Here is a 20244-nt window from a genome sequence, read left to right on the forward strand (position 1 = left end):
CGGAGTGTCGGGCTGTCATCCCCGCACGCGGACAGGCTCCGCTCGTTTCCGGGCACAAGTGACTGAGCTCGTGCCTCCCGTCCCGAAAACCAAAGCCATTATCGCCTGGTGGCGAGGGGTGGGGATAAGTTTGGTGATTTTATTTGCCAAAGCGCACTTTCCCTCTCCCTTGGGAGAGGGTCAGGGTGAGGGGTAAATCCCGGTGAGTGCAGCAGGAATCCCCCTCATCCGGCCTCCGGCCACCTTCTCCCAGGGGAGAAGGAAAGGGGTGCGTGGGCGGGGATAGGGTTTGGGTTCAGGCGTGTTTGTCACCCCATACGCCGCTTCGCCGCTCAAGGCCCGATCAAGCCGGTTGGCGTGCCAGGATTGCCGTCAGCCCCCGGGCAAAGACCTCGCCAATCCGCGGGCCTTGCTCGGGATAGAGATAGGGTTCGATCAGCTCGATCTCGATCAGGGCGAGTTTGCCGTCGAGGCCGCGCAGCATGTCGACCCGGGCGTAGAGGACATCGCCCTCGATACAATCGAGCACCGAGCGCGCCAGCACCAGTTCGTCGGCACTGGGCGTATGGACCTCTTCATGGCCGCCATATTCGGATTGGACGCGATAATCGCCGGTCGCCGGGATCTTGCGGGCGCAATGGGAAAATTCCCGGTTGAAAAAAAGGAAGGCGTATTCACCCTCTTCCGCCACAGCCGGCAGGAAAGGCTGAATCATGCAGTCGGCCGGCGGCAGCAGGTCCGCCGACGGAAGCGCATCGCCACGTTGCAGGCGGGCCTGACGCCAGGCGCCGGCACCGAGCACCGGTTTGACCACGATGTCGTCGGCCCCCAGCGTTTCGAACGCCGCCTGGATCGTGTCCGCATTGGCAGCGTCAGCCCACACGGTCGGGATCATCGGCGCGCCGCGCGCAGCCAGGTCCCGGAGATAGGTCTTGCGACTGTTCCAGCGCACGGTATCCAGCGGATTGAGCAGCCGCGTCTCACGGCTGCAACGCTCCAGCATCGCCAGGAACGCCTCGGGCTTCTCCATATAGTCCCAGCAGGTTCCGATCACGACAGCGTCGAAGGCCGACGGGTCGAAGGCCGGTGCGTCCCAGATGACCGGTTCGAGATCCAGGCCGATCGCCTTGCAGGCCGGCTGCAGGGCCGCAATTTCAAGCTCGTATTCCCAGTAGTCCTTGCGGGCATCCGGGTGGTCGCGCAGCATGCAGCTGGCGGTGAGGAAGGCGATCCGGGTCATGGAGTGCTGGCTAGCCGCGCGCCGGCGTGACGGCAAGTCTTGTTCTGGAGCGGCGCTGCGTTTAACCCTGCCAAGGAAACCAGCCGAAATGGATGACCCCGATGTCCGATGCCCGTTTTGACGTGCTTGCTGTTGGCAATGCCATCGTCGACGTTCTCTCGCCCGCCACCGATGCCTTTCTCGCCGCAGAAGGAATCGCCAAGGACGCGATGACCCTGATCGATGAAGATCGGGCCCGGACACTCTACGCCAGCATGCAGCCCGGCAAGGAAGCATCGGGTGGTTCAGCTGCCAACACGGTGGCCGGCATCGCATCACTGGGCGGAAAGGCCGCCTATATCGGCAAGGTCGCGGCTGACCAGCTGGGTGAAATTTTCACCCACGACATCCGCACCATCGGTGTTCATTTCGACACGCCGCCACTGACCGACGGTCCCGCCACGGCGCGTTGCCTGATCAATGTCACACCGGATGCCGGACGCTCGATGTCGACCTTCCTCGGCGCCGCCGCACTGGTCACGGAAGAGGATGTCGCAGCTGGCGCAGCCGCCCTGCAGGCCTCTGAAATCATTTATCTTGAAGGCTATCTCTTTGATCGCGAGGAAGCCAAGCGTGGTTATGTGGCAGCCGCTGAAATGGCCGCTGCCCACAAGCGCCGTACGGCGTTGACCCTGTCGGATGTATTCTGCGTCGAACGACACCGGGCCGCCTTCCGCCACCTGGTCGCCCACCATATCGACATCCTGCTCGCCAACGAGGCCGAGATCATCGCGCTCTACCAGGCCAGCGACTTCGATGCTGCCATGGCCCAGGCGCGCAAGGACGTGGCCATTGTCGCGGTGACCCGCTCGGAGAAGGGCGCCGTCATTGCCCGTGGCGATGAAATGGTCACCATCGCCGCCGAACCCGTCGCACAACTGGTTGATACCACAGGAGCCGGCGATCTTTTCGCGGCCGGTTTCCTGCTCGGGGTCGCGCGGGAAAAACCGCTGGCCGAAGCGGGCCGAATGGGGGCGATTTGTGCCGCCGAGGTGATCTCCCACTACGGTGCGAGACCGGAAATCTCACTGAAATCACTGGCAGCAACAGCCGGAATTGCCTTTGAATAAAGGGATGCCGACGATTTACCTCAAAACTTAATGAAACAATTCCGACATTTTAACCACAATTCAAGTGCTTGCTGACATTCTGGACGCTGAGAACGGGCGAGTGGCGACATTCACCCGGTGTTTGGTGGCGAATGCGCGACCCTCTCTGGGGAGCGTTCAGGGGTTAACATGGCACCCATCCGCAAAGCGGTTGCGCGAGTAATGCGGTCTCTGGTCATGAAGTTCACGCTTCTGACCGGCGCGTTGATTTTCGCAACGACACTCATGCTGATGACGTTGGAGAACGTGTCCGCACAACGCGAGACGCGTAATCTTCTGATCGAGCGGTCGGTTGCGACCTTGCAGGCGACCGCGAGTCGCCTCGCCAATCCGATCTCGACCAATGACGCCACCTATGTCGACATTTATGTCGAAGAGCTCATTGCCTCCATTGGTGCATCCCAGATGTATGTGCTCAACAATCGGCGCGAAGTGCTCGGCGAGGCCTATGATGATGGCCGGGAACAGGGCCATCTGCGAGCCGCCGACATCGCCGTGATGTCGTTGGGCGCAGGTGATCTGCGCTATGATCTTCACGACAGCATGCTGGAGGTTGCCGCTCCGGTTTACACCCAGTCCCGCCGTCTGGTGGGCGTGGTCTACATGCGGCAGCCACTCGTTGAGCTGGTCGCGTCGCGGAATGCCGCATTCCAGCGCCAGACACTGATCGCGCTGTTTGCCCTCGGCATCTTCCTGCCGCTGGCGGCGCTGGTCGTGGGCCGGGCCTTGCGCCCTGTGCAGACCCTGACGGACGCGGCCCGGCTGGCATCGTCGAAAAATCTCGACATGCGTATCTCGGTAAAGACCGGCGATGAGCTGGAAGTGCTCGCCAATGCCTTCAATCGCATGTTTGCCCGCCTCGATGGCAATCTCAAACGCATTCACCGACTGGCCTATGTCGACCTGGTCACCGAACTGCCCAACCGGGAACGTTTCCGCAAGGAAACGGAACGGGTGGCGCGCAAATCGCTGGAGGACGGCGGCTCGGGTGCGGTTCTCTTCCTCGATCTCGACCGGTTCAAGCGCGTCAATGACTCGCTCGGCATAGGCGAGGGCGACCGCCTTCTGGAAATGGTCGGACGCCGGCTGTCGGAAGTGACGCGTGGCTGTGACATGGCCTCGGGCCATACCGATGAACCGTCCATGGTGGCGCGTCTGGGCGGCGACGAATTCACCGTGCTCCTGCCAACCATCGAGGACAGCGCCGACGCTGCCAGGATCGCCAACAAGCTGGTCGACGCCATTCGCCTGCCGTTCGAGATTTCCGGCCACCAGGTGTTCCTGGGCGTGTCGATCGGTGTCGCGGTCTTCCCGCAGGACGGAGCCGACCCCGAAACCCTGATGCGGCACGCCGATCTCGCCATGGCGCACGCCAAGCGGGCCGGGGGCTCTGCCGCCCAATTCTTCGAACCGTCCATGAACCAGTCCGCTTTCGAGCGCCTGGTCCTGGAAAATGAACTTCGCGATGCTGTCGCCCAGGATCAGCTGGTGGTCTTCTACCAGCCCAAGGTGCTGATGACGGACGGCACCTGTGCCGGCTGCGAGGCCCTGGTGCGCTGGCAACACCCGACGGCGGGCCTGCTGTCGCCGGGTGCCTTTATCGAGGCCGCCGAGGAATGTGGCCTGATCGGCGAGATCGGAGACTGGGTCTTGCGCGCCGCCTGTCGTGAAGCGGCCGCCTGGCGTGATCTGGGGCTGGAAATTCCGGTCGCTGTCAACGTGTCAGCCATGCAGTTCGAGCGCGACGGTTTTGCGGACTCGGTGCTGGAAGCCCTCGCCGCCGCCAATCTGCCGCCACATCTGCTCGAGCTGGAGCTGACCGAATCCATTGCCATGGAAAACCCCGAGCGGGTGATCGAACAGGTCCAGCCCTTGCGCGATCGTGGCGTGAACTTCGCCATCGATGATTTCGGCACCGGCCACTCCTCGCTCGCCTATCTGACGCGGATGCCATTTGATGTGTTCAAGATCGACCAGAGCTTCGTGCGCGACATGACCACCGACCATCACGCCCGCATCGTGGTCGAGACGATCCTGGCGATGGCCAAATCGCTGAAGCTGGAAACGGTCGCCGAAGGCGTGGAGACGCCGGAACAGCACCAGATGCTGCGGGCCCAGGGTGCAACCCTGGCCCAGGGCTTCCTGTTCGCCCGTCCGATGCCGGCCAGCGACTTCGTGGCCTTTGCCACCGAGAGCCATTCCCGCCGCGCCGTCGGCGAGTAATTACCCCGGCCCGGCAGCTTGCCCCCTTGATCCGCTCCGCCGGGTCGGCCACATCGTGTGGACGACATCCTGCGGAGACCGGTCCATGACTCAACCTTCCCCACCCGACTATGCCGACGCCAGTCACTGGCGCGGCACCACTATCATCGCCGTCCGCAAGGGTGGCCGGCTGGTGGTTGCCGGTGACGGCCAGGTCTCGATCGGTCCGACGGTGATGAAGGGCAATGCCCGCAAGGTCCGCCGACTGGCCGGTGGTGACGTGATCGCCGGTTTCGCGGGCGCAACGGCCGATGCCTTCGCCCTGTTTGAACGCCTGGAAGCAAAGCTGGAGCAGTATCCCAAACAATTGGCGCGGGCCTGTGTTGAGCTGGCCAAGGACTGGCGAACAGACCGTTATCTGCGTCGTCTCGAAGCAATGCTGATTGTCGGCGACCGTAGCGAAACCTTCCTGCTGACCGGCGCCGGCGACGTCCTGGAACCCGAAGACGGCGTGGTTGCTGTGGGATCCGGCGGAAACTACGCCCTGTCAGCCGCCCGCGCGGTCTTTGACTATGAAGCCGATCCGGAAATCATTGCCCGCAAGGCCATGGAGATCGCCGCCCGGATCTGCGTCTACACCAATGAAAACCTGACGGTCGAAACCCTCGACGCGTAATCCGGGACCAGGCTGGCGTCCGGCCCTGTCCCAGACCCGTCCCAGACCCGTCCCGGGCTTGGTTCAGGCCTGGATCAAGTTCGGCCTGGATCAGGTTCGGCCCGGCCGCGCGCGGAATGCCGGCCGGTCGAAATACCCCTCGCCCCACAGCAACATCAGCGCCAGAAGCAGGGCCAGTTGCAGGATCAGCATCGGCGCAAAGGTCTCGAAGCCTCCGACGCCGTTGAACAGGTCATTCAGCGTCAGGAAGAAGCTGTCGAGGCGGTACAGGAAATAAGAGACGAGAAAGACCGGGATGATCAGTGCGCTGCGCTTGAAATGCAGCCAGATACTGAACTGGGCCAGGACGGTCGACGAAAAGAAGGCCACTTCCTGCCACACAGCCAGCGACGCGAAGAACGCCTCGCCGTCCCAGCCCCACAGGCCCGTTGGCCAGACACCCACGCGAACCGCGATATCAACCACGGCCCAGCCGGTGACATAGATCGTGTGAAGACCCAGCAACAGTAACGAAAAACGGGACAGCCACCGGACATAGGGTGACCGGCCGAGGTCATTCCGATCCATCCGGTACCCCTTTCGTCAGACTTGCGGAGCCGGATCACCACTGTCGGCGGATTCCACCCTTCACCGCAAGGGCGGGCCGGGCGCGATCAACCGGCGAAAACGTGCGCCTCATCTCGGAAAGTCTTGAATTCCAGTGCGTTGCCGGCCGGGTCACGAACGAAAAACGTGCCCTGCTCTCCGGCTTCGCCGGCAAATCTGACATAGGGCTCGATGATGAAGTCCTGCCCCGCCTCCCGCAGGCGTCCGGCCAGCGCCTCCCAGTCGGCCCAGTCGAGCAGGAGTCCGAAATGCCGGACCGGGACCTGCTTGCCATCAACAGCCCCTGTATTCACGCTGCCGCATTCCTGTGGCGCGAGGTGGGCCACGATCTGGTGGTCAAAAAAGTCGAAATCGACCCAGGTTTCGCTGGACCGGCCTTCCCGGCACCCCAACAGGTCACCGTAAAACTGCCGGGCCGCAGGCAGGTCATCGACCGCAAAGGCGAGGTGAAATCTCGGTCGGGTCATCGGCAAGTGCCTTTCAGGTCTGGTTTTGGAGCCTGCAGCTCATTACATCAGTTGGACGCGCAAGCAACGCAAAGACGATAATGACCGATTTTACCCCCCGCGAGATAGTCTCCGAACTCGACCGCTTCATCGTCGGACAGGCCGACGCCAAGAAGGCTGTCGCCATTGCCCTGCGCAATCGCTGGCGTCGCCGTCAGCTGGACGATGCGCTGGCCGAGGAAGTCACCCCGAAGAACATCCTGATGATCGGGCCGACCGGTGTCGGCAAGACCGAAATCTCGCGCCGCCTGGCCAAGCTGGCCGGCGCCCCCTTCATCAAGGTCGAAGCCACCAAATTCACCGAGGTCGGCTATGTCGGTCGCGACGTCGAACAGATTGCCCGCGACCTGGTGGAAATAGCCATCAACATCGTGCGCGAAACCAAACGCGAGAATGTGAAGGCCAAGGCCCATGCCGCGGCCGAGAACCGGGTGGTTGACGCCCTGGTCGGCCCCAATGCCAGCGAAAGCACGCGCGAAAGCTTCCGCAAGCGATTACTGGCCGGCGAGCTCGACGACAAGGATGTCGAGATCCAGCTGGCGGACACCGGGTCGGGCATGCAGATGCTCGATATTCCGGGCATGCCGACCGGCGGCGCGGGTGTAATCAATATCGGCGACATCCTGGGCAAGGGCTTCGGACAGAAGACCAAGACCGTGAGGATGAAGGTCAAGGACGCCTACGAACCCTTGATCAATGAAGAGGCCGACAAGTTGCTGGATGACAGCCAGATCACGGCAGAGGCGATCAAGCTGGCCGAGAATGACGGCATCGTCTTCCTCGACGAGATCGACAAGATCGCGGCCCGCGCTGACGCCCGTGGCGGCGACGTCTCCCGCGAAGGCGTGCAGCGCGACCTTCTGCCATTGATCGAGGGCACCACCGTTGCCACCAAGCACGGCGCCATCAAGACCGACCACATCCTGTTCATTGCTTCCGGGGCCTTCCATGTTGCCAAACCGTCGGACATGTTGCCGGAGCTTCAGGGACGCCTGCCGATCCGCGTCGAACTGTCTGCCCTCAGCGAAGCCGATCTCAAACAGATCCTGGTCGAGCCCGAAGCCAGCCTGATCAAGCAATATGTCGGGCTGCTGGCAACCGAGGGGCTGACCCTGACCTTCACCGACGACGCCATCGACGCGCTTGCCAAGCTGGCGGCAGACGTCAATGCCAGTGTCGAGAATATCGGCGCCCGGCGCCTGCAAACGGTGATGGAAAAACTGGTCGAGGACATCTCCTTTACCGCCTCCGACCGGTCAGGCCAGGAGATCACCATCGATGCGGACTATGTGGCCGAGCATGTCGGTGCGCTCGCGAAGAATGCCGACCTGTCAAAATTCATCCTGTAGCCGGTTCGCTCAGTCCCTGGCCCGGACCCTCAGCGTGACATAGAACGCGCCGCTTCCACCGTGCCGGGCGTGCGATCTCGCATACCCTGACACATACTGACTGAATTCTGGAAGTCCCAACCATTCCGGTAATTTGCGCCGAAGTACCCCCGGCTCTTCAACCTTTTCCCAGGGCGCCACTTCACGCTCACGGGATTTGAAGCCCTTGCCGGTGATGACCAGAACCGTCCGGTAACCGGCAGCGTGGCCCATTTGCAGGAAGTGACGGAGCGAACGCAGCGCCTGGTCCTGGGTCAGTCCGTGCAGGTCAATCCGCCCATCAATCGCGAGACGGCCCCGCCGGACCCGTTTTTCCCCGGTCCGGTCATGCGGGGTCGGGGGATCATAAGCCGCCACCGGACGGTCCCGCGGTGCGGGCTGGATGCCGGTATTGTAAGCCCGCGCCGCCGTATCCATCGACTTCTGGCCTGAGGGTTTTGGGGCTTGCGGTGCGGGCGGCACCGGGTCTTCAAGGGACCGAAGCCGATCCTGGGAGATCGGCTTCACCGATTTGGCAACGCGACTCCAGAGCGCTCGCTCCTCCGGGCGCATGGTCCGTTTGCGGCTCATCGATCAGTTCGGCTCAGGATCGGCAAACAGGCGCGCCACAACGGTATGGGGCAGCAGGATTGTCCACTCTGCACGGGCTCGTGTCGTGCCGGCACGTCGCTCGGCGGTTTCGCCCCAGCCCCAGAAGAAATCGCCGCGCAGCGGTCCGTTGATGGCGCCGCCGGAGTCCTGCGCGATCACCAGACCGGTCCACCCTTCCAGTTCCGACAAATCCGCCGACAACCAGACCGGCACGCCGTGCGCCATGACCCGGGTGTCCACGGCGAGGGATGCCATGGGCGTCAGAGCGACACCGGATGACCCGCGCGGGCCGAGCTCGGGATTGGCGAGACTTTCACTCTGGAAGAACACATAGCGCGGATTGACGCCAAAAAGTTCTGCGGTGGCTTCCGGCCCCCGGGAGGCCAGCCAGGCCTCAATGCCCTGTTTCGACGCGGCATGGGCTTCCAGCTCGCCGCGCTGGACCAGTTCGCGCCCGATCGACCGGTAGGGAAGGCCGTTATGCGCGGCAAACGCGGCGCGTTCTTCATGACCATCAGCGAAAACCAGCCGACCCGAGCCCTGGATCTGCAGGAAAAACACATCGACCGGGCGGCCCCAGGCGAAAATTTCACCGGCATTGTCAGCCTCGATCCGGGCTCGGTCCTTGTACAGGACCAGCTCTCCGTCACGGACCTCACCCACGATCCGGCGCCCCGCCAGGGAGTCGTCAAAACGCCCCAGATCCACCGTCACGAGGTCATCGGGCCGACGTCGCAAGGGCTGGATGAAGGCGCCCTGTCGCTCGCGCCGGACTTCCACATAAGGCTCGTAATAGCCGGTCAGCAGCCCGTCGGTCCGGGTCTCGGCCGTTTCCGCATCGCGAGCCAGCAGCCGGACCGGCGTGAACACGGCTTCCAGGCTGGCTCGCGCCGCCTCGGGACCGGGAACCGTCATCGCTGCCGCGGCGCAGGCGCCGCGCCAGTCCTCCACCCGACCAGCCCACCGGGCCTGGGGATTGAGCGGATCGGCATCGGCGCGCCGGTCAAGACGCTCGCAACTGCGCCGGAACGCCTGCAGGGCCGGCGCCAGGTCACGGTCCGGCCAGGCCCGCATTTCGGACCAGTCAACAGGTTGGAAATCCAGGGTTTCCGGTCGCTCGACAGCCGGCGGTTCCGGCTCGGGCAGCGGGTCAGGTTCCATCGGGCGCGGCTGGCATGACGCCAGCAACACAGCACCGATCAGGAGGCAGCGATCAAACCGCGGCAACACGGGTCAGCACCCAGTTGGGATCACCCTTGTTGGTCCGGCGTTCAAACACCCAGTCCTCGGTGACAGTGGACAGGCGGCCGATATCGCCGGCAATCACCACGTCATCACTGTCACGGGTCTCGGTCGCGATCTCAGCGACAAAGCGGACCTTGATACGGGCGGTATGGTCGGCGTGACCCGCCTCGATGATGTCGATGTCTTTCAGGCGCTCGACTTCCGTACGAACGCTTTCGCCACGATCAGCACGCTGGTCGATTGCCGTGGTGTAGCGCTGCAGGACATTCGGCGCCAGAAGCGGTTCGAGCGTCTTGCGGTCCCCGGCGGCGAACGCCTCCACGATCATCACATAGGCGTTCTGGGCGCCGTCCTTGAACGCGGTCGGGTCAAAATGCGTATCGACGGCCGCGATGGCCTCCAACCCGGCGGCGGCCGGTCCCTCGAATGCGGGTCGCAGATTGGGTGTCTTGTCGGAGTCAGACGCTGTTGCAGGCTTTGCCTGCGGGGTCGGGGCCTCCATATGGCCTTCCCGCCGCCCCAACACGGTATAGAGGCGATAGGCGAAGAAAATCGCGGCAACACCACCAATAAGGGTCCAGATATCCATGAGGACGGTCGTACCTTTGCTGAGCCAAACGCGCGTGACGTCCGCACGCGCGGACATGTCATCGCGTAAGATATAGGCTCAATTTGGTCGCGCGTCAGCCTTTGCACTGTGGTCTTGCCTGCTTGCCGCTGGCCGGTGGCCATGCTAACGGGCGCGCTCTCATTGACCCGGCCGTTCCAGGCCAGCCGTTTACAGACCCATCCGGGGAGTTCCATGACCGACGCACCCAACACGCCCGCCGACAATGCTGCAGCCCAAGCGCCGCAGCTGCGCGTTCTCGCGCAATATGTGAAGGACCTCTCCTTCGAAAACCCGGGTGCCCCGGAAACGCTGCGCCCCGGCCAGCCCGCTCCGGCCATTGACCTGGCCATCGACGTACAGGCTCGCACCGCTGGCGAGGACACGTTCGAAGTCGTCCTGACGGTCAATGCCAAGGCCTCGCGCGACGAGTCGGTCGTTTTCATCGCCGAGCTGTCCTATGCCGGCCTGTTCCAGCTCGCCAATGTGGGCGAAACCGATCGCGAGCCTTTCCTGCTGATCGAATGTCCGCGGCTGATCTTCCCGTTCGCACGCCGGGTTCTTGCCGACACCACGCGCGACGGAAACTTCCCGCCGCTCATGCTTGATCCGGTTGATTTCGCGGGCCTCTACCGCGCCCAGCTCGCCAAGCGCGCCGCTGCCGCTCCGGGCTCGGAAAGCAATGGCAATGGCGATCCGGCCGCTGCCAACTAGACCCGTTGACTGACCGGACGTTCCTACTGGATCGTCAGTTTCTTCCAGAGCGCGTTCTCGCCCATTTCGTCAACAAAGGCGGCATGGGCGGCGCGCTCTGAGTCTGTTTGGCGTCCGGGCAGGGGTTCCGCTCGCGGCGGCCTCGCCGGAAATTCAACCTTCCCGGCACCGCCACTTCCCTGGCCGCTGAGATCCAGCGCCCGGGTCCGCCCTCCCATCAATTCAAGATAGACCTCCGCCAACAACAGGGAGTCGATCAGGGCGCCGTGCTTGTCACGCGTGTCGAGCGATATGTCGAAGCGTTTGCAAAGTGCATCAAGCGAGACGTAGGAGCCGGGGAACTTGGCCCTGGCGATCCGTGCCGTGTCCTTGAAGCGGTCATCGGCATAGGTCTCCAGGCCCAGCCGGGCCAGTTCCATATTGATGAAGCCACGATCAAACGGCGCATTGTGGGCGACCATGGTCGCATCGCCGACGAACTCGACGAATTTCGGACCGACCTCGTCAAACAAGGGTTTGTCAGCGAGGAATTCTGTGGTCAGGCCGGTGATTTCGACCACTTCCTTGGGAACGGAACGCTGCGGATTCACATAGGCATGGAAAGTCCGGCCGGTGGGAATGAAGTCGACGAGCTCGACACAACCCAGCTCGGTGATCCGGTCACCCGAATTGGGATCGAGACCGGTGGTTTCCGTATCGAAGACGATTTCCCGCATAGCCCTGTCCCGCCTTGCTTTCCTTGCCTGTCCGGGTCACGTCGCCGATCCGGACCGGATCGTATTCAGGTCCGACTGGCCTGTGCTTTCAATAGTTTGAGGATATCACCGACCTGGCGTCTGGCATCGTCCATGCCAGCGGACGTCTCAATGACATGGTCAGCCCGTGCCAGCTTGGTCGAATCATCCATTTGACGGGCGATTATGGCGTCCAGCCTGGCTGCCGTCATGCCGGGCCGCTGCAATACCCGGGCGCGGCGGACATCATCGGGTGCGTGCACGACGATCACGCTGTCGACCTGCCTGTCACCGCCTGTCTCGAACAGAAGCGGCACATCGAAAACGACCAGCTCGTGCCCCAAGGCAGCCTCGGCGATGACAAAACGCTCGCGGGCTTCGTTGACCAGCGGATGGACAATGGTTTCAAGGTGCCCGAATCCGTCCGGATCGGCCTTCAGTGCCTCGGACAGCCTGGCCCGGTCAATCGCCCCGTCGACCACCACGCCGGGAAATGCCTTGGCCACCGGCGCCACCGCCGCGCCTCCCGGCGCGTAAAGCGCATGAACGGTCGCGTCGGAGTCGAAAACCGGTATGCCGGCATCCCTGAATAGTTGCGCCGTTGCCGATTTGCCCATGCCGATCGACCCGGTGAGTCCAACCCGCAACATCAATGCGCCTCGAGATGCTTGAGCAGACGGGTTCGCAGGTCGGTGAGGGCCGGGGCCGGGCGCTTGAAGAAGGCCTCGAAACTTGGACGGGCCTGTCCGATCAGCATGTCCAGCCCGTCGATCGCGGTCAGGCCACGCGCGCGGGCGTCGACGAGAAAGCGTGTTTTGACAGGCGTATAGATGCTGTCGAACGCAACACTACCGGGTCCGACCCGTTGCCAGTCGAGCATCAGATCGTCGCGACCAGCCAAACCGAGAGAGGTCGCGTTGACGATCAGGTTTCGGCCTTGCAGGGCATCGTCGCGGGCTTCCCAGGGAATTATGCGTGCCGCCGGGACAATGTCCCGCGCCAGCCCCTGGGCGCGGGTAATATTGCGGTTGCAGATGGCGATGTCTGTCACGCCGACTGTCAGCAGGGCATAGAGCATGGCCCGGGCGGCGCCACCCGCGCCAAAAACCAGCGCCCTAGCCTGGCTGAACTCAACATTGGCGGGAGCGAGGGCGTACAGAAAACCGGCAATGTCAGTATTGTCAGCATGGATTCCGGATGGCGTGAATGTCAGCAGGTTGGCGGCCCCGACCGCGCGGGCCGGACCGGACGCTGTCTGCGCCAGTTCCAGCGCCGCTTCCTTGTGCGGCAAGGTGACATTGAGACCGCGACAACCCGCCCGGGCCAAGCCGCGAACGACACTGTCAAAATTTTCGGCGCTGATCGGAAACGGCGCGTACAGCGCATTGATTTCCGCAGCATCGATCCAGTGGCGCATCACAACCGGCGACAGGGAATGCGCGATGGGATCGCCAGTCACACCGGCGACCAGGGCTGCTCCGGTGGGGATCATTGTGGCAGCACTCCGTGTTCGCGCAGGACCGCCGCCAGGGGCAGGAGCGGCAAGCCAAGAACGGCGTAGTAATCACCATCCACCCGGTCGAACAATTGCGCCCCCAAGCCTTCATAGGCATAGGCGCCAACACTGGCGGTGAGGGCAAATCCGGCCTGCTCGAGATACTGGTCGAGGAAGGCGTCACTGAACGCGCGGACATGCAGGGTCGAGGTTTGTTGATGCCGCCAGACCGGCTCTCCCGCCTGCAGCAGGGCCAGGCCCGAATGCAGGCAATGGGGCCGGCCGCGCATGCGTTCCAGCCGGGCCCTGGCCAACGCCGCGTCGGGTAATTTGTCCAGCAGGTCGCCATCCAGCTCCATGGTCTGGTCTGCGCCCAGGACCAGGGCGTCAGGATTGGCAATCGAGACAGGTTCTGCCTTGGCTTCGGCCAGGCACAGGGCCATGTCCCGCGGCGACAGGTCTGCCCGTTCAGCCTTGATCACACCTTCATCGACATTCGACTTGATGGTTTCAAACGGGATTTGCGCCTGGCGCAGGATGTCGGCTCGGATCTGGCTGCCCGAGGCAAGGATGAACCGGGTCATGCCGTCAGGTTCCGTTTTTCCATGAGCAGATTGATGATTTTGGCGGCTGTTTCCTCGATTGACCGCCGGGTCACATCGATGGTCGGCCATTTGTGCTTGGCGTACAGCCGCTTGGCGAACAGGATTTCCTCCCTGACCGCAAAATCATCAATATAGTTGGTGTCCCGGTCCTCGTTCAGGCTGAGCAACCGATTGCGGCGAATCTGGACAATACGCTCGGGCGACGCAGTCAGTCCCACCACAAGCGGATTGCGCAGACTGAACAATGCTTCGGGGATCGGGACATCTTTAACCAACGGAATGTTCGCGGCCCGGAATCCCCGATGGGCCAGGTAGACACTGGTCGGGGTCTTTGACGTTCGGCTCACGCCGAGCAGGACAATGTCGGCACCCTCGAAATCCTCGCCCTGGCCGTCATCATGGGCCATTGCATAATTGAGGGCGTCGATGCGTCGGTAATAATCGGCATCGAGCGAACGCTGTGCTCCCGCGCGGCTGGCAACCGGTCTGCCCAGATAGGCACTCAGGGTCGCCAGCATCGGGTCCAGGATGGCAATCGCCGGAACCCCGAGTTCGACGCAGCGTGTCTCCAGCTCCCGGCGCAGATCGGCATTGACGATCGTGTACATCACGACACCGGGATAGGCCTCGACCTCATCGAGAACCCGGTCGAGCTGTTTGGACGAGCGGACAAGCGCGTAGAGGTGTTCCAGCGGACTGGTTCCCTCGAACTGGGCAACCGAGGCCCGCATGACTTCCATCAGGGTCTCACCGGTCGAGTCGGACACCATGTGGATGTGAAAGCAGGTTTCAAAAGGAGAGTTGATGGGAGGCATGGGACCGATCACGGTTTGACGTTTACCATTTGTTAATAAGTTGGGCTGTTTTCCCCGCCTCGGCAATCCGGCTCGGACGGTTGTGGGTAGTGCCGGGTCTTACCACGAAAAACCCACATGAGTTTCCACAGTACCGGGATGCGTGGAGAAGGCTGTGAGCAATCCAGACCGACACCGGTTTTGCACAGTTCGTTATCCACTGCCATTCCACAATAGGTCTTGAAGCCTTGGGATTGAAAAACAACAGTGAATCAAACTTTCCCGCGAACCGTTCCTGACAGCCTGTGGATGGATAAACCCGTCAGGAGCGAGACGGGATTGCGGGGATAGTACGGGTCTTCCCCGACATTCACGGCACTACAATCTTCTACAATCCTTAGATTCTTTTTTTGAGAGATGAAGGGCACAGATTGATCCTGTGGGAAGACATGCCTAAGCAGGGCGGATGAATGACATGACACACAAGCCGATGCTCCGGGTCCTGGCCGGAGAAACCGTCTCCCCGCCACCCGTCTGGCTGATGCGCCAGGCCGGTCGTTATCTCGCTGAATATCGGGAGGTGCGCTCACGGGCGAAGAACTTCATCGATTTCTGTTTTTCTCCGGATCTCGCGGCGGAAGTGACTCTGCAGCCGATCCGTCGCTTTGGCTTCGACGCCGCGATCCTGTTTGCTGACATCCTGCTTGTGCCGATCGCGCTGGGTCGCAAGGTCTGGTTCGTCACCGGTGAGGGTCCCCAGTTGGAGCCCTTCGATCCGCGCCAGTTTGAAGCGCTCCGGCTTGATCAGACCGAAGCCGTTCTCGGCTCGATCGGCGAAACCCTCCAGCGCGTGGTTCCCGAACTGCCCGATACCACCACCATGATCGGCTTTGCAGGATCACCCTGGACGGTCGCGACCTACATGGTCGAGGGAGGCGGGTCGAAGGACCGTTTCCGGACCCGGGTCGCGGCCTGGGAACATCCCGAGGCTTTCGACGGCATGCTGGACCGTATCGCCGATGTCACCGCCGAGTACCTGATCATGCAGGCCCGCTGCGGTGCCGAAGTTCTCAAACTGTTTGACAGCTGGGCCGAAGGCTTGCCGGAACCGCTGTTTGAACGGGTCGTTATCCGGCCGACCAAGCGGATTGTTGACGCGGTACGAGCTGCCGGCATCGAAGTTCCCATTATCGGGTTTCCGCGCGGTGCAGGCACTCTCTATCCCCGCTATGCGCGGGAAACCGGCGTGACCGCGATCGCGGTGGACACTGGCGTTGATCCGGTCTGGATTCAATCTGTCCTGCCGGAAGGCATGCCGGTACAGGGCCATCTCGATCCGTCCGTTCTGCGGGCCGGCGGGTCGGCGCTGGATGGCGAGATTGACCGATTGTTGGACCATTGGGCCGGTCGACCCCATATCTTCAATCTTGGCCACGGCATCACGCCGGACGTGCCGGTTGCCCATGTCGAGCAGCTTCTGGCACGCATTCGCGACCGCACCTGATCCGGGAGAACGGACATTGGACAAAGCACGCCAGAAACTCGCTGTGGTCCTGTTCAACCTCGGAGGACCGGACGGGCAGGAGTCAGTTCAGCCCTTTTTACGGAACCTGTTCCGCGATCCGGCAATCATCCAGGCTCCGGGTTTGGTGAGAGAAGCGCTTGCCTGGTTCATTTCGATGACCCGCGCGAAGGAAGCCAAGGCCAACTACGCCAAAATGGGTGGGGGTTCTCCTTTGCTGCCGGAAACGATCCGCCAAGCCAACATGCTGGCGGAGCAGCTGGGTGCTCGCTGGCCCGACCACGACGTCCGAATATGGCCGGCCATGCGATACTGGCACCCCTTCACCGAGGATGTGGCCGATGAGGTGAAGGCCTGGCAGCCGGACGAGACCGTTTTGTTGCCGCTTTATCCGCAGTTCTCGACAACGACTACGGCATCCTCGCTGAAGGCCTGGCGCAAGGCGGGCGGTCCGGAAACCCGGACAGTGTGTTGCTATCCGACCGAGCCGGCTTTTCTGGATGCCCATGCAAGCCTGATCCGCAAATCCTGGGAGAAAGCCGGACGGCCCGACAATGTGCGCTTGCTGTTCTCGGCCCACGGCCTGCCCAAGAAGATAATCGAGGCCGGCGATCCCTATCAATGGCAGGTCGAAAGGACGGTTCAGGCTGTTGTTCGGCAATTGCCCGAGTTTCCGGATTATCAGATCTGCTATCAGAGCCGTGTGGGGCCGCTGGAATGGATCGGGCCGTCAACGGATGTGGCGATCAGACAGGCCGCCGATGACGGCAAATCGATTTTGCTGTCGCCGATTGCCTTTGTCTCCGAGCATATTGAAACCTTGGTCGAGCTCGACGAAGAATATGCGGAAATCGCTGAGGAAATGGGTATTGAAACCTATATTCGGGTGCCGGCGCTCGGTCAGGACCCGGTCTTTATCGAGGGCCTGGCGAATCTGGTCAGCGAGGCCCTGAAACGACCGGCCGGGCTGCATTCCGCTGATGGTGAGCGGATTTGTCCGGCTGACTGCAGCGGGTGTCCGTGCAAATCTGCGGCCTGACGAAACCGGGACTTCATCATCATGCTGCTGGCTGCCTATGACTGGCTGAGAGCCTTCCACATCCTGGCTGTGATCGCCTGGATGGCGGGGCTGCTCTATCTGCCGCGTCTCTATGTCTATCATTGTGCGGCCATTCCCGGCGGCGAGCTGGACGAGACGTTGAAGCTGCAGGAACACCGGCTTTTGAAGATCATCATGAACCCGGCCATGATTGTCGCCTGGGTAATCGGGTTGGCGCTGATCTGGGCCAATATGGAGCGGGCCGGTGGTTGGTCTGTCTTTTTGAGCCTGGCCTGGCTCGGGAAATTTGTGCTGATCAGTGCAATGACAGGCCTGCATCATGTATTCGCGATCCGATACAAACGCTTTCAGGCCGGTACCAATGACTGGTCGGACAAGCGCTATCGCATGCTCAACGAAGCCCCGTTCGTGTTGGCAATTGCCATTGTTCTGGTGGCTGTTGTGGCCTTGAACTGATCGGCGGGGATTGGGGTCCGAGCGGCTTGCGCTTGACGATGGGCGGGCTGCATGGCAAGGGTTTCTCGACTCCTTTTACAGGATCCCTTCTTTCGTGACGTGAGACGCGTAAACCACAGCGCGCCCGTCTGCTCCTCAATTCTCGGGTCTTCCTTGCTTTGGCGGCACCCGGCTTGCTTGATCGCGTAAGGCCTGTCCGGGGCCACGCTCTTGTGCTTGAGCTGATAGTATCATCATGACCGACGAAATTTCCTTACCTGTTCCCGCCTTGCTTGACGGTCTGGAGCGCATGTCGCTGCAGGGTCTCAAGGAGAAGAAGCCGACCGAACTGGTCGAGTTTGCGGAAGCCCTCGAGATCGAGAATGCCTCCTCGCTTCGCAAACAGGCCATGATGTTCGCCATCCTCAAGGCGCTCGCCGAACGGGATGTCGAAATTCATGGCGGCGGTGTGCTGGAAGTGTTGCAGGACGGGTTCGGTTTCCTGCGGTCGCCGGAATCCAATTATCTCGCCGGCCCGGACGACATTTATGTGTCTCCGACCCAGATCCGCAAATTCGGTCTGCGGACTGGTGACACGGTCGAGGGCGAGATCCGCAGCCCGCGTGATGGCGAGCGCTATTTCGCGCTGCTCAAGGTCTCGACCATCAATTTCCAGGATCCGGAATCAGCCCGTCACAAGGTTCATTTCGACAATCTGACACCGCTTTACCCCGAAAGCCGCTTCAACATGGAGCTGGCCGATCCGACGGTGAAGGATCGTTCCGGTCGGGTCATCGACATCGTGTCTCCGCTCGGCAAGGGCCAGCGTGGCCTGATCGTCGCCCCGCCGCGGACCGGTAAAACCGTACTGCTGCAGAACATCGCCCATGCCATCGAAAGCAATCACCCGGATTGTTACCTGATGGTGCTTTTGATCGATGAACGGCCGGAAGAAGTGACTGACATGCAGCGTACCGTGAAAGGCGAGGTGATTTCCTCGACCTTTGACGAGCCACCGACGCGTCACGTGCAAGTGGCTGAAATGGTGATAGAAAAAGCCAAGCGTCTGGTCGAGCACGGCCGCGATGTCGTGATCCTGCTGGATTCGATCACGCGTCTGGGACGGGCTTACAACACCGTGGTTCCGTCCTCGGGCAAGGTTTTGACCGGTGGTGTCGATGCCAATGCGCTGCAACGCCCGAAACGTTTCTTCGGCGCTGCCCGGAATATCGAGCATGGCGGTTCTCTGACCATCATTGCCACTGCGCTGATCGATACCGGTTCGCGGATGGATGAAGTCATCTTCGAGGAATTCAAGGGTACGGGTAACTCGGAAGTCGTGCTCGATCGCAAGGTTGCGGACAAGCGCGTCTTCCCGGCCATCGACATTCTCAAGTCCGGAACCCGGAAAGAAGAATTGCTGGTGGATCGCGGTCAGTTGCAGAAAATGTACGTGCTGCGCCGCATCCTCAACCCGATGGGCGCCCAGGATGCCATCGAGTTCCTTCTCGACAAGCTGCGTCAGACCAAGACCAATGACGAGTTTTTCGACTCGATGAATACCTGATCATCGACCGTTTCAGGGGCCGGGTTGCCGGCCCCTGGCGATCGTTGTCGCATGCAGATCAGCGGTGCGGGATCCGGTCGGCCACCCGGTCGGATGGGTCACAGGGCCGTCCCTAACCACGGCAGGCGGCGATCTGGTTATGCAGGGTCTCGGCACCGCCAAGCGCTCGGACTGCAGTTTCCACATCATCCACAGCGATCAGTTCGATATTGGCGTCGCGCGCTTCCAGATAGAGCTCCGGACGGCCATTCTCGCGGCGAAAGAGGCCTGCTGACGTTTCCAGGCCAAGATCGGCCAGACGGGTATCGGCGACAGGGTCGAGCGAACCGGTTCCCATCCAGACATAGCTGGCGTCCAGATTGAGCCCCGCGCGGCGGAGCGCGGGCAGATCGTTCGGAACGGACAGGAGCAGGCCGGGATCAAGGTCGTGAACGGCGGCTGCATCAGCCACGGTATAGGTGATGATGGCCAGCTGATCGCGGGCATCCTGATCATGGACGAACGCGACAATATCCCCGGCCGGAATTGATTTGAGATCGAGATTGAGGACGAGGCCGGTCCGACGTGCAAGAGCAATCGCGTCTGCGAGGGTGGGCAGGGTTGCGTTGGTCGGTCTGCCGTTATTGTCGTGAAGCCGAAGGCCTGACAATTCCTCCCAGGTCAGCCCGTCAAGGGGTCCCGATCCGGATGTTGTCCGGTCCAGGGTATCATCATGCAGCAGGAACAGGACGCCATCGGCGGTCCGGCGGACATCGATCTCGGCGTAGAGCACGCCCAGCTCGATCAGTCGGTCCAGGCTGGTGAGGGCGTTTTCAGGATAGCCGGGAGCCGGTCCACCGCGATGGGCGGCGAGCATGGATATATCAGCGTCGCGGAAACAATCCATGGCGATGGCGGGCGCTGCCCGTTCCATGGACGGGGCGTTCGCGGCTTGCGTACAGGCAGTCAGCAAGGCCAGGGCGGCGATTGGGGTCTGTCGCATGATGGATCTCCAGGCTGGGCAGTGGTCCGGAATGTCAGTCTGGCAGGACTGTATCAGTGGCATGCGTCTATTCGTGGTGGCTTGCAGGGACGGGTATGCTTTCAATGACAGCCTGTCGAGGCCATCA

21 protein-coding genes are annotated in these 20244 nt (G+C 62.0%); 9 read left to right on the forward strand and 12 right to left on the reverse strand.

Annotated features, from left to right (window positions below; translation table 11 throughout):
* Positions 1 to 343: 343 nt before the first annotated feature.
* On the reverse strand, positions 344 to 1240 hold the full coding sequence (locus VOI18_RS02190; RefSeq protein WP_323760768.1) for a hypothetical protein: 897 nt from the start codon (positions 1238 to 1240) through the stop codon (positions 344 to 346).
* 92 nt (positions 1241 to 1332) lie between these two features.
* Here VOI18_RS02190 and VOI18_RS02195 point away from each other — a divergent pair, with 92 nt between their 5' ends.
* The 3 genes from VOI18_RS02195 to hslV all read left to right on the forward strand — a co-directional run bounded on the left by VOI18_RS02195 (position 1333) and on the right by hslV (position 5266).
* Entirely contained in the window at positions 1333 to 2349 is a 1017-nt protein-coding gene (locus tag VOI18_RS02195; RefSeq protein ID WP_323760769.1) for an adenosine kinase, read from the forward strand.
* Positions 2350 to 2565: 216 nt separating this feature from the next.
* Complete coding sequence (locus VOI18_RS02200) at positions 2566 to 4611, forward strand: putative bifunctional diguanylate cyclase/phosphodiesterase (protein WP_323760770.1); 2046 nt, start codon at positions 2566 to 2568, stop codon at positions 4609 to 4611.
* Between the two features lie 85 nt (positions 4612 to 4696).
* On the forward strand, positions 4697 to 5266 hold the full coding sequence (gene hslV / locus VOI18_RS02205; protein WP_323760771.1) for an ATP-dependent protease subunit HslV: 570 nt from the start codon (positions 4697 to 4699) through the stop codon (positions 5264 to 5266).
* Positions 5267 to 5356: 90 nt separating this feature from the next.
* On the opposite strand, the gene VOI18_RS02210 is transcribed toward hslV, so the two are convergent.
* Positions 5357 to 5833, reverse strand: coding sequence for a hypothetical protein (locus tag VOI18_RS02210; RefSeq protein WP_323760772.1), 477 nt, complete (start codon positions 5831 to 5833; stop codon positions 5357 to 5359).
* An 86-nt stretch (positions 5834 to 5919) separates the two neighbouring features.
* A complete protein-coding gene (locus VOI18_RS02215; protein WP_323760773.1) occupies positions 5920 to 6339 on the reverse strand; it encodes a VOC family protein in 420 nt (139 codons plus the stop codon).
* An 80-nt stretch (positions 6340 to 6419) separates the two neighbouring features.
* On the opposite strand from VOI18_RS02215, the gene hslU reads away from it, so the two are divergent.
* Entirely contained in the window at positions 6420 to 7727 is a 1308-nt protein-coding gene (hslU, locus tag VOI18_RS02220; protein WP_323760774.1) for an ATP-dependent protease ATPase subunit HslU, read from the forward strand.
* Between the two features lie 9 nt (positions 7728 to 7736).
* Here the strand turns inward: hslU and VOI18_RS02225 are convergent, their stop codons facing one another.
* From VOI18_RS02225 to VOI18_RS02235, 3 genes are read right to left on the reverse strand one after another with little or no spacing between them, the layout of a single operon-like run.
* Positions 7737 to 8336: a Smr/MutS family protein gene (locus VOI18_RS02225; RefSeq protein ID WP_323760775.1), complete on the reverse strand. Its 600-nt coding sequence runs from the start codon at positions 8334 to 8336 to the stop codon at positions 7737 to 7739.
* Positions 8337 to 8339: 3 nt separating this feature from the next.
* Positions 8340 to 9518, reverse strand: a complete 1179-nt coding sequence (locus VOI18_RS02230; protein WP_323760776.1) for a murein transglycosylase A — start codon at positions 9516 to 9518, stop codon at positions 8340 to 8342.
* 52 nt (positions 9519 to 9570) lie between these two features.
* The gene (locus VOI18_RS02235) at positions 9571 to 10191 is read right to left on the reverse strand and encodes a Tim44/TimA family putative adaptor protein (protein WP_323760777.1); all 621 of its coding nucleotides are present in this window, start codon (positions 10189 to 10191) and stop codon (positions 9571 to 9573) included.
* 213 nt (positions 10192 to 10404) lie between these two features.
* Here VOI18_RS02235 and secB point away from each other — a divergent pair, with 213 nt between their 5' ends.
* A complete protein-coding gene (gene secB / locus VOI18_RS02240) occupies positions 10405 to 10923 on the forward strand; it encodes a protein-export chaperone SecB (RefSeq protein ID WP_323760778.1) in 519 nt (172 codons plus the stop codon).
* Positions 10924 to 10946: 23 nt separating this feature from the next.
* Here secB and dnaQ read toward each other — a convergent pair whose 3' ends face one another.
* The 5 genes from dnaQ to VOI18_RS02265 form a co-directional block, all read right to left on the reverse strand.
* Positions 10947 to 11639, reverse strand: a complete 693-nt coding sequence (gene dnaQ, locus VOI18_RS02245; RefSeq protein ID WP_323760779.1) for a DNA polymerase III subunit epsilon — start codon at positions 11637 to 11639, stop codon at positions 10947 to 10949.
* Between the two features lie 65 nt (positions 11640 to 11704).
* The gene (coaE, locus tag VOI18_RS02250; RefSeq protein WP_323760780.1) at positions 11705 to 12307 is read right to left on the reverse strand and encodes a dephospho-CoA kinase; all 603 of its coding nucleotides are present in this window, start codon (positions 12305 to 12307) and stop codon (positions 11705 to 11707) included.
* Positions 12307 to 13149, reverse strand: a complete 843-nt coding sequence (locus tag VOI18_RS02255; protein ID WP_323760781.1) for a shikimate dehydrogenase — start codon at positions 13147 to 13149, stop codon at positions 12307 to 12309. Before VOI18_RS02255 ends, coaE begins: the two co-directional genes overlap by 1 nt.
* Entirely contained in the window at positions 13146 to 13736 is a 591-nt protein-coding gene (locus VOI18_RS02260) for a nucleoside triphosphate pyrophosphatase (protein ID WP_323760782.1), read from the reverse strand. The genes VOI18_RS02255 and VOI18_RS02260 overlap by 4 nt, the downstream gene beginning before the upstream one ends.
* The gene (locus VOI18_RS02265; RefSeq protein WP_323760783.1) at positions 13733 to 14572 is read right to left on the reverse strand and encodes a pyruvate, water dikinase regulatory protein; all 840 of its coding nucleotides are present in this window, start codon (positions 14570 to 14572) and stop codon (positions 13733 to 13735) included. Before VOI18_RS02265 ends, VOI18_RS02260 begins: the two co-directional genes overlap by 4 nt.
* Positions 14573 to 15017: 445 nt before the next feature.
* Between VOI18_RS02265 and hemE the strand changes: the two genes are divergently transcribed.
* The 4 genes from hemE (at position 15018) to rho (ending at position 19135) form a co-directional block, all read left to right on the forward strand.
* On the forward strand, positions 15018 to 16055 hold the full coding sequence (gene hemE, locus VOI18_RS02270; RefSeq protein WP_416374844.1) for a uroporphyrinogen decarboxylase: 1038 nt from the start codon (positions 15018 to 15020) through the stop codon (positions 16053 to 16055).
* Positions 16056 to 16071: 16 nt separating this feature from the next.
* Entirely contained in the window at positions 16072 to 17112 is a 1041-nt protein-coding gene (gene hemH, locus VOI18_RS02275; protein ID WP_323760785.1) for a ferrochelatase, read from the forward strand.
* 21 nt (positions 17113 to 17133) lie between these two features.
* Positions 17134 to 17589, forward strand: coding sequence for a CopD family protein (locus VOI18_RS02280; protein ID WP_323760786.1), 456 nt, complete (start codon positions 17134 to 17136; stop codon positions 17587 to 17589).
* A gap of 235 nt (positions 17590 to 17824) precedes the next feature.
* Positions 17825 to 19135: a transcription termination factor Rho gene (gene rho / locus VOI18_RS02285; protein ID WP_416374845.1), complete on the forward strand. Its 1311-nt coding sequence runs from the start codon at positions 17825 to 17827 to the stop codon at positions 19133 to 19135.
* A gap of 112 nt (positions 19136 to 19247) precedes the next feature.
* Here rho and VOI18_RS02290 read toward each other — a convergent pair whose 3' ends face one another.
* Complete coding sequence (locus VOI18_RS02290; RefSeq protein WP_323760787.1) at positions 19248 to 20117, reverse strand: glycerophosphodiester phosphodiesterase family protein; 870 nt, start codon at positions 20115 to 20117, stop codon at positions 19248 to 19250.
* Positions 20118 to 20244 lie beyond the last annotated feature (127 nt).

The sequence above is a fragment of the Maricaulis sp. genome, assembly GCF_034670125.1.
Lineage (GTDB): Bacteria > Pseudomonadota > Alphaproteobacteria > Caulobacterales > Maricaulaceae > Maricaulis.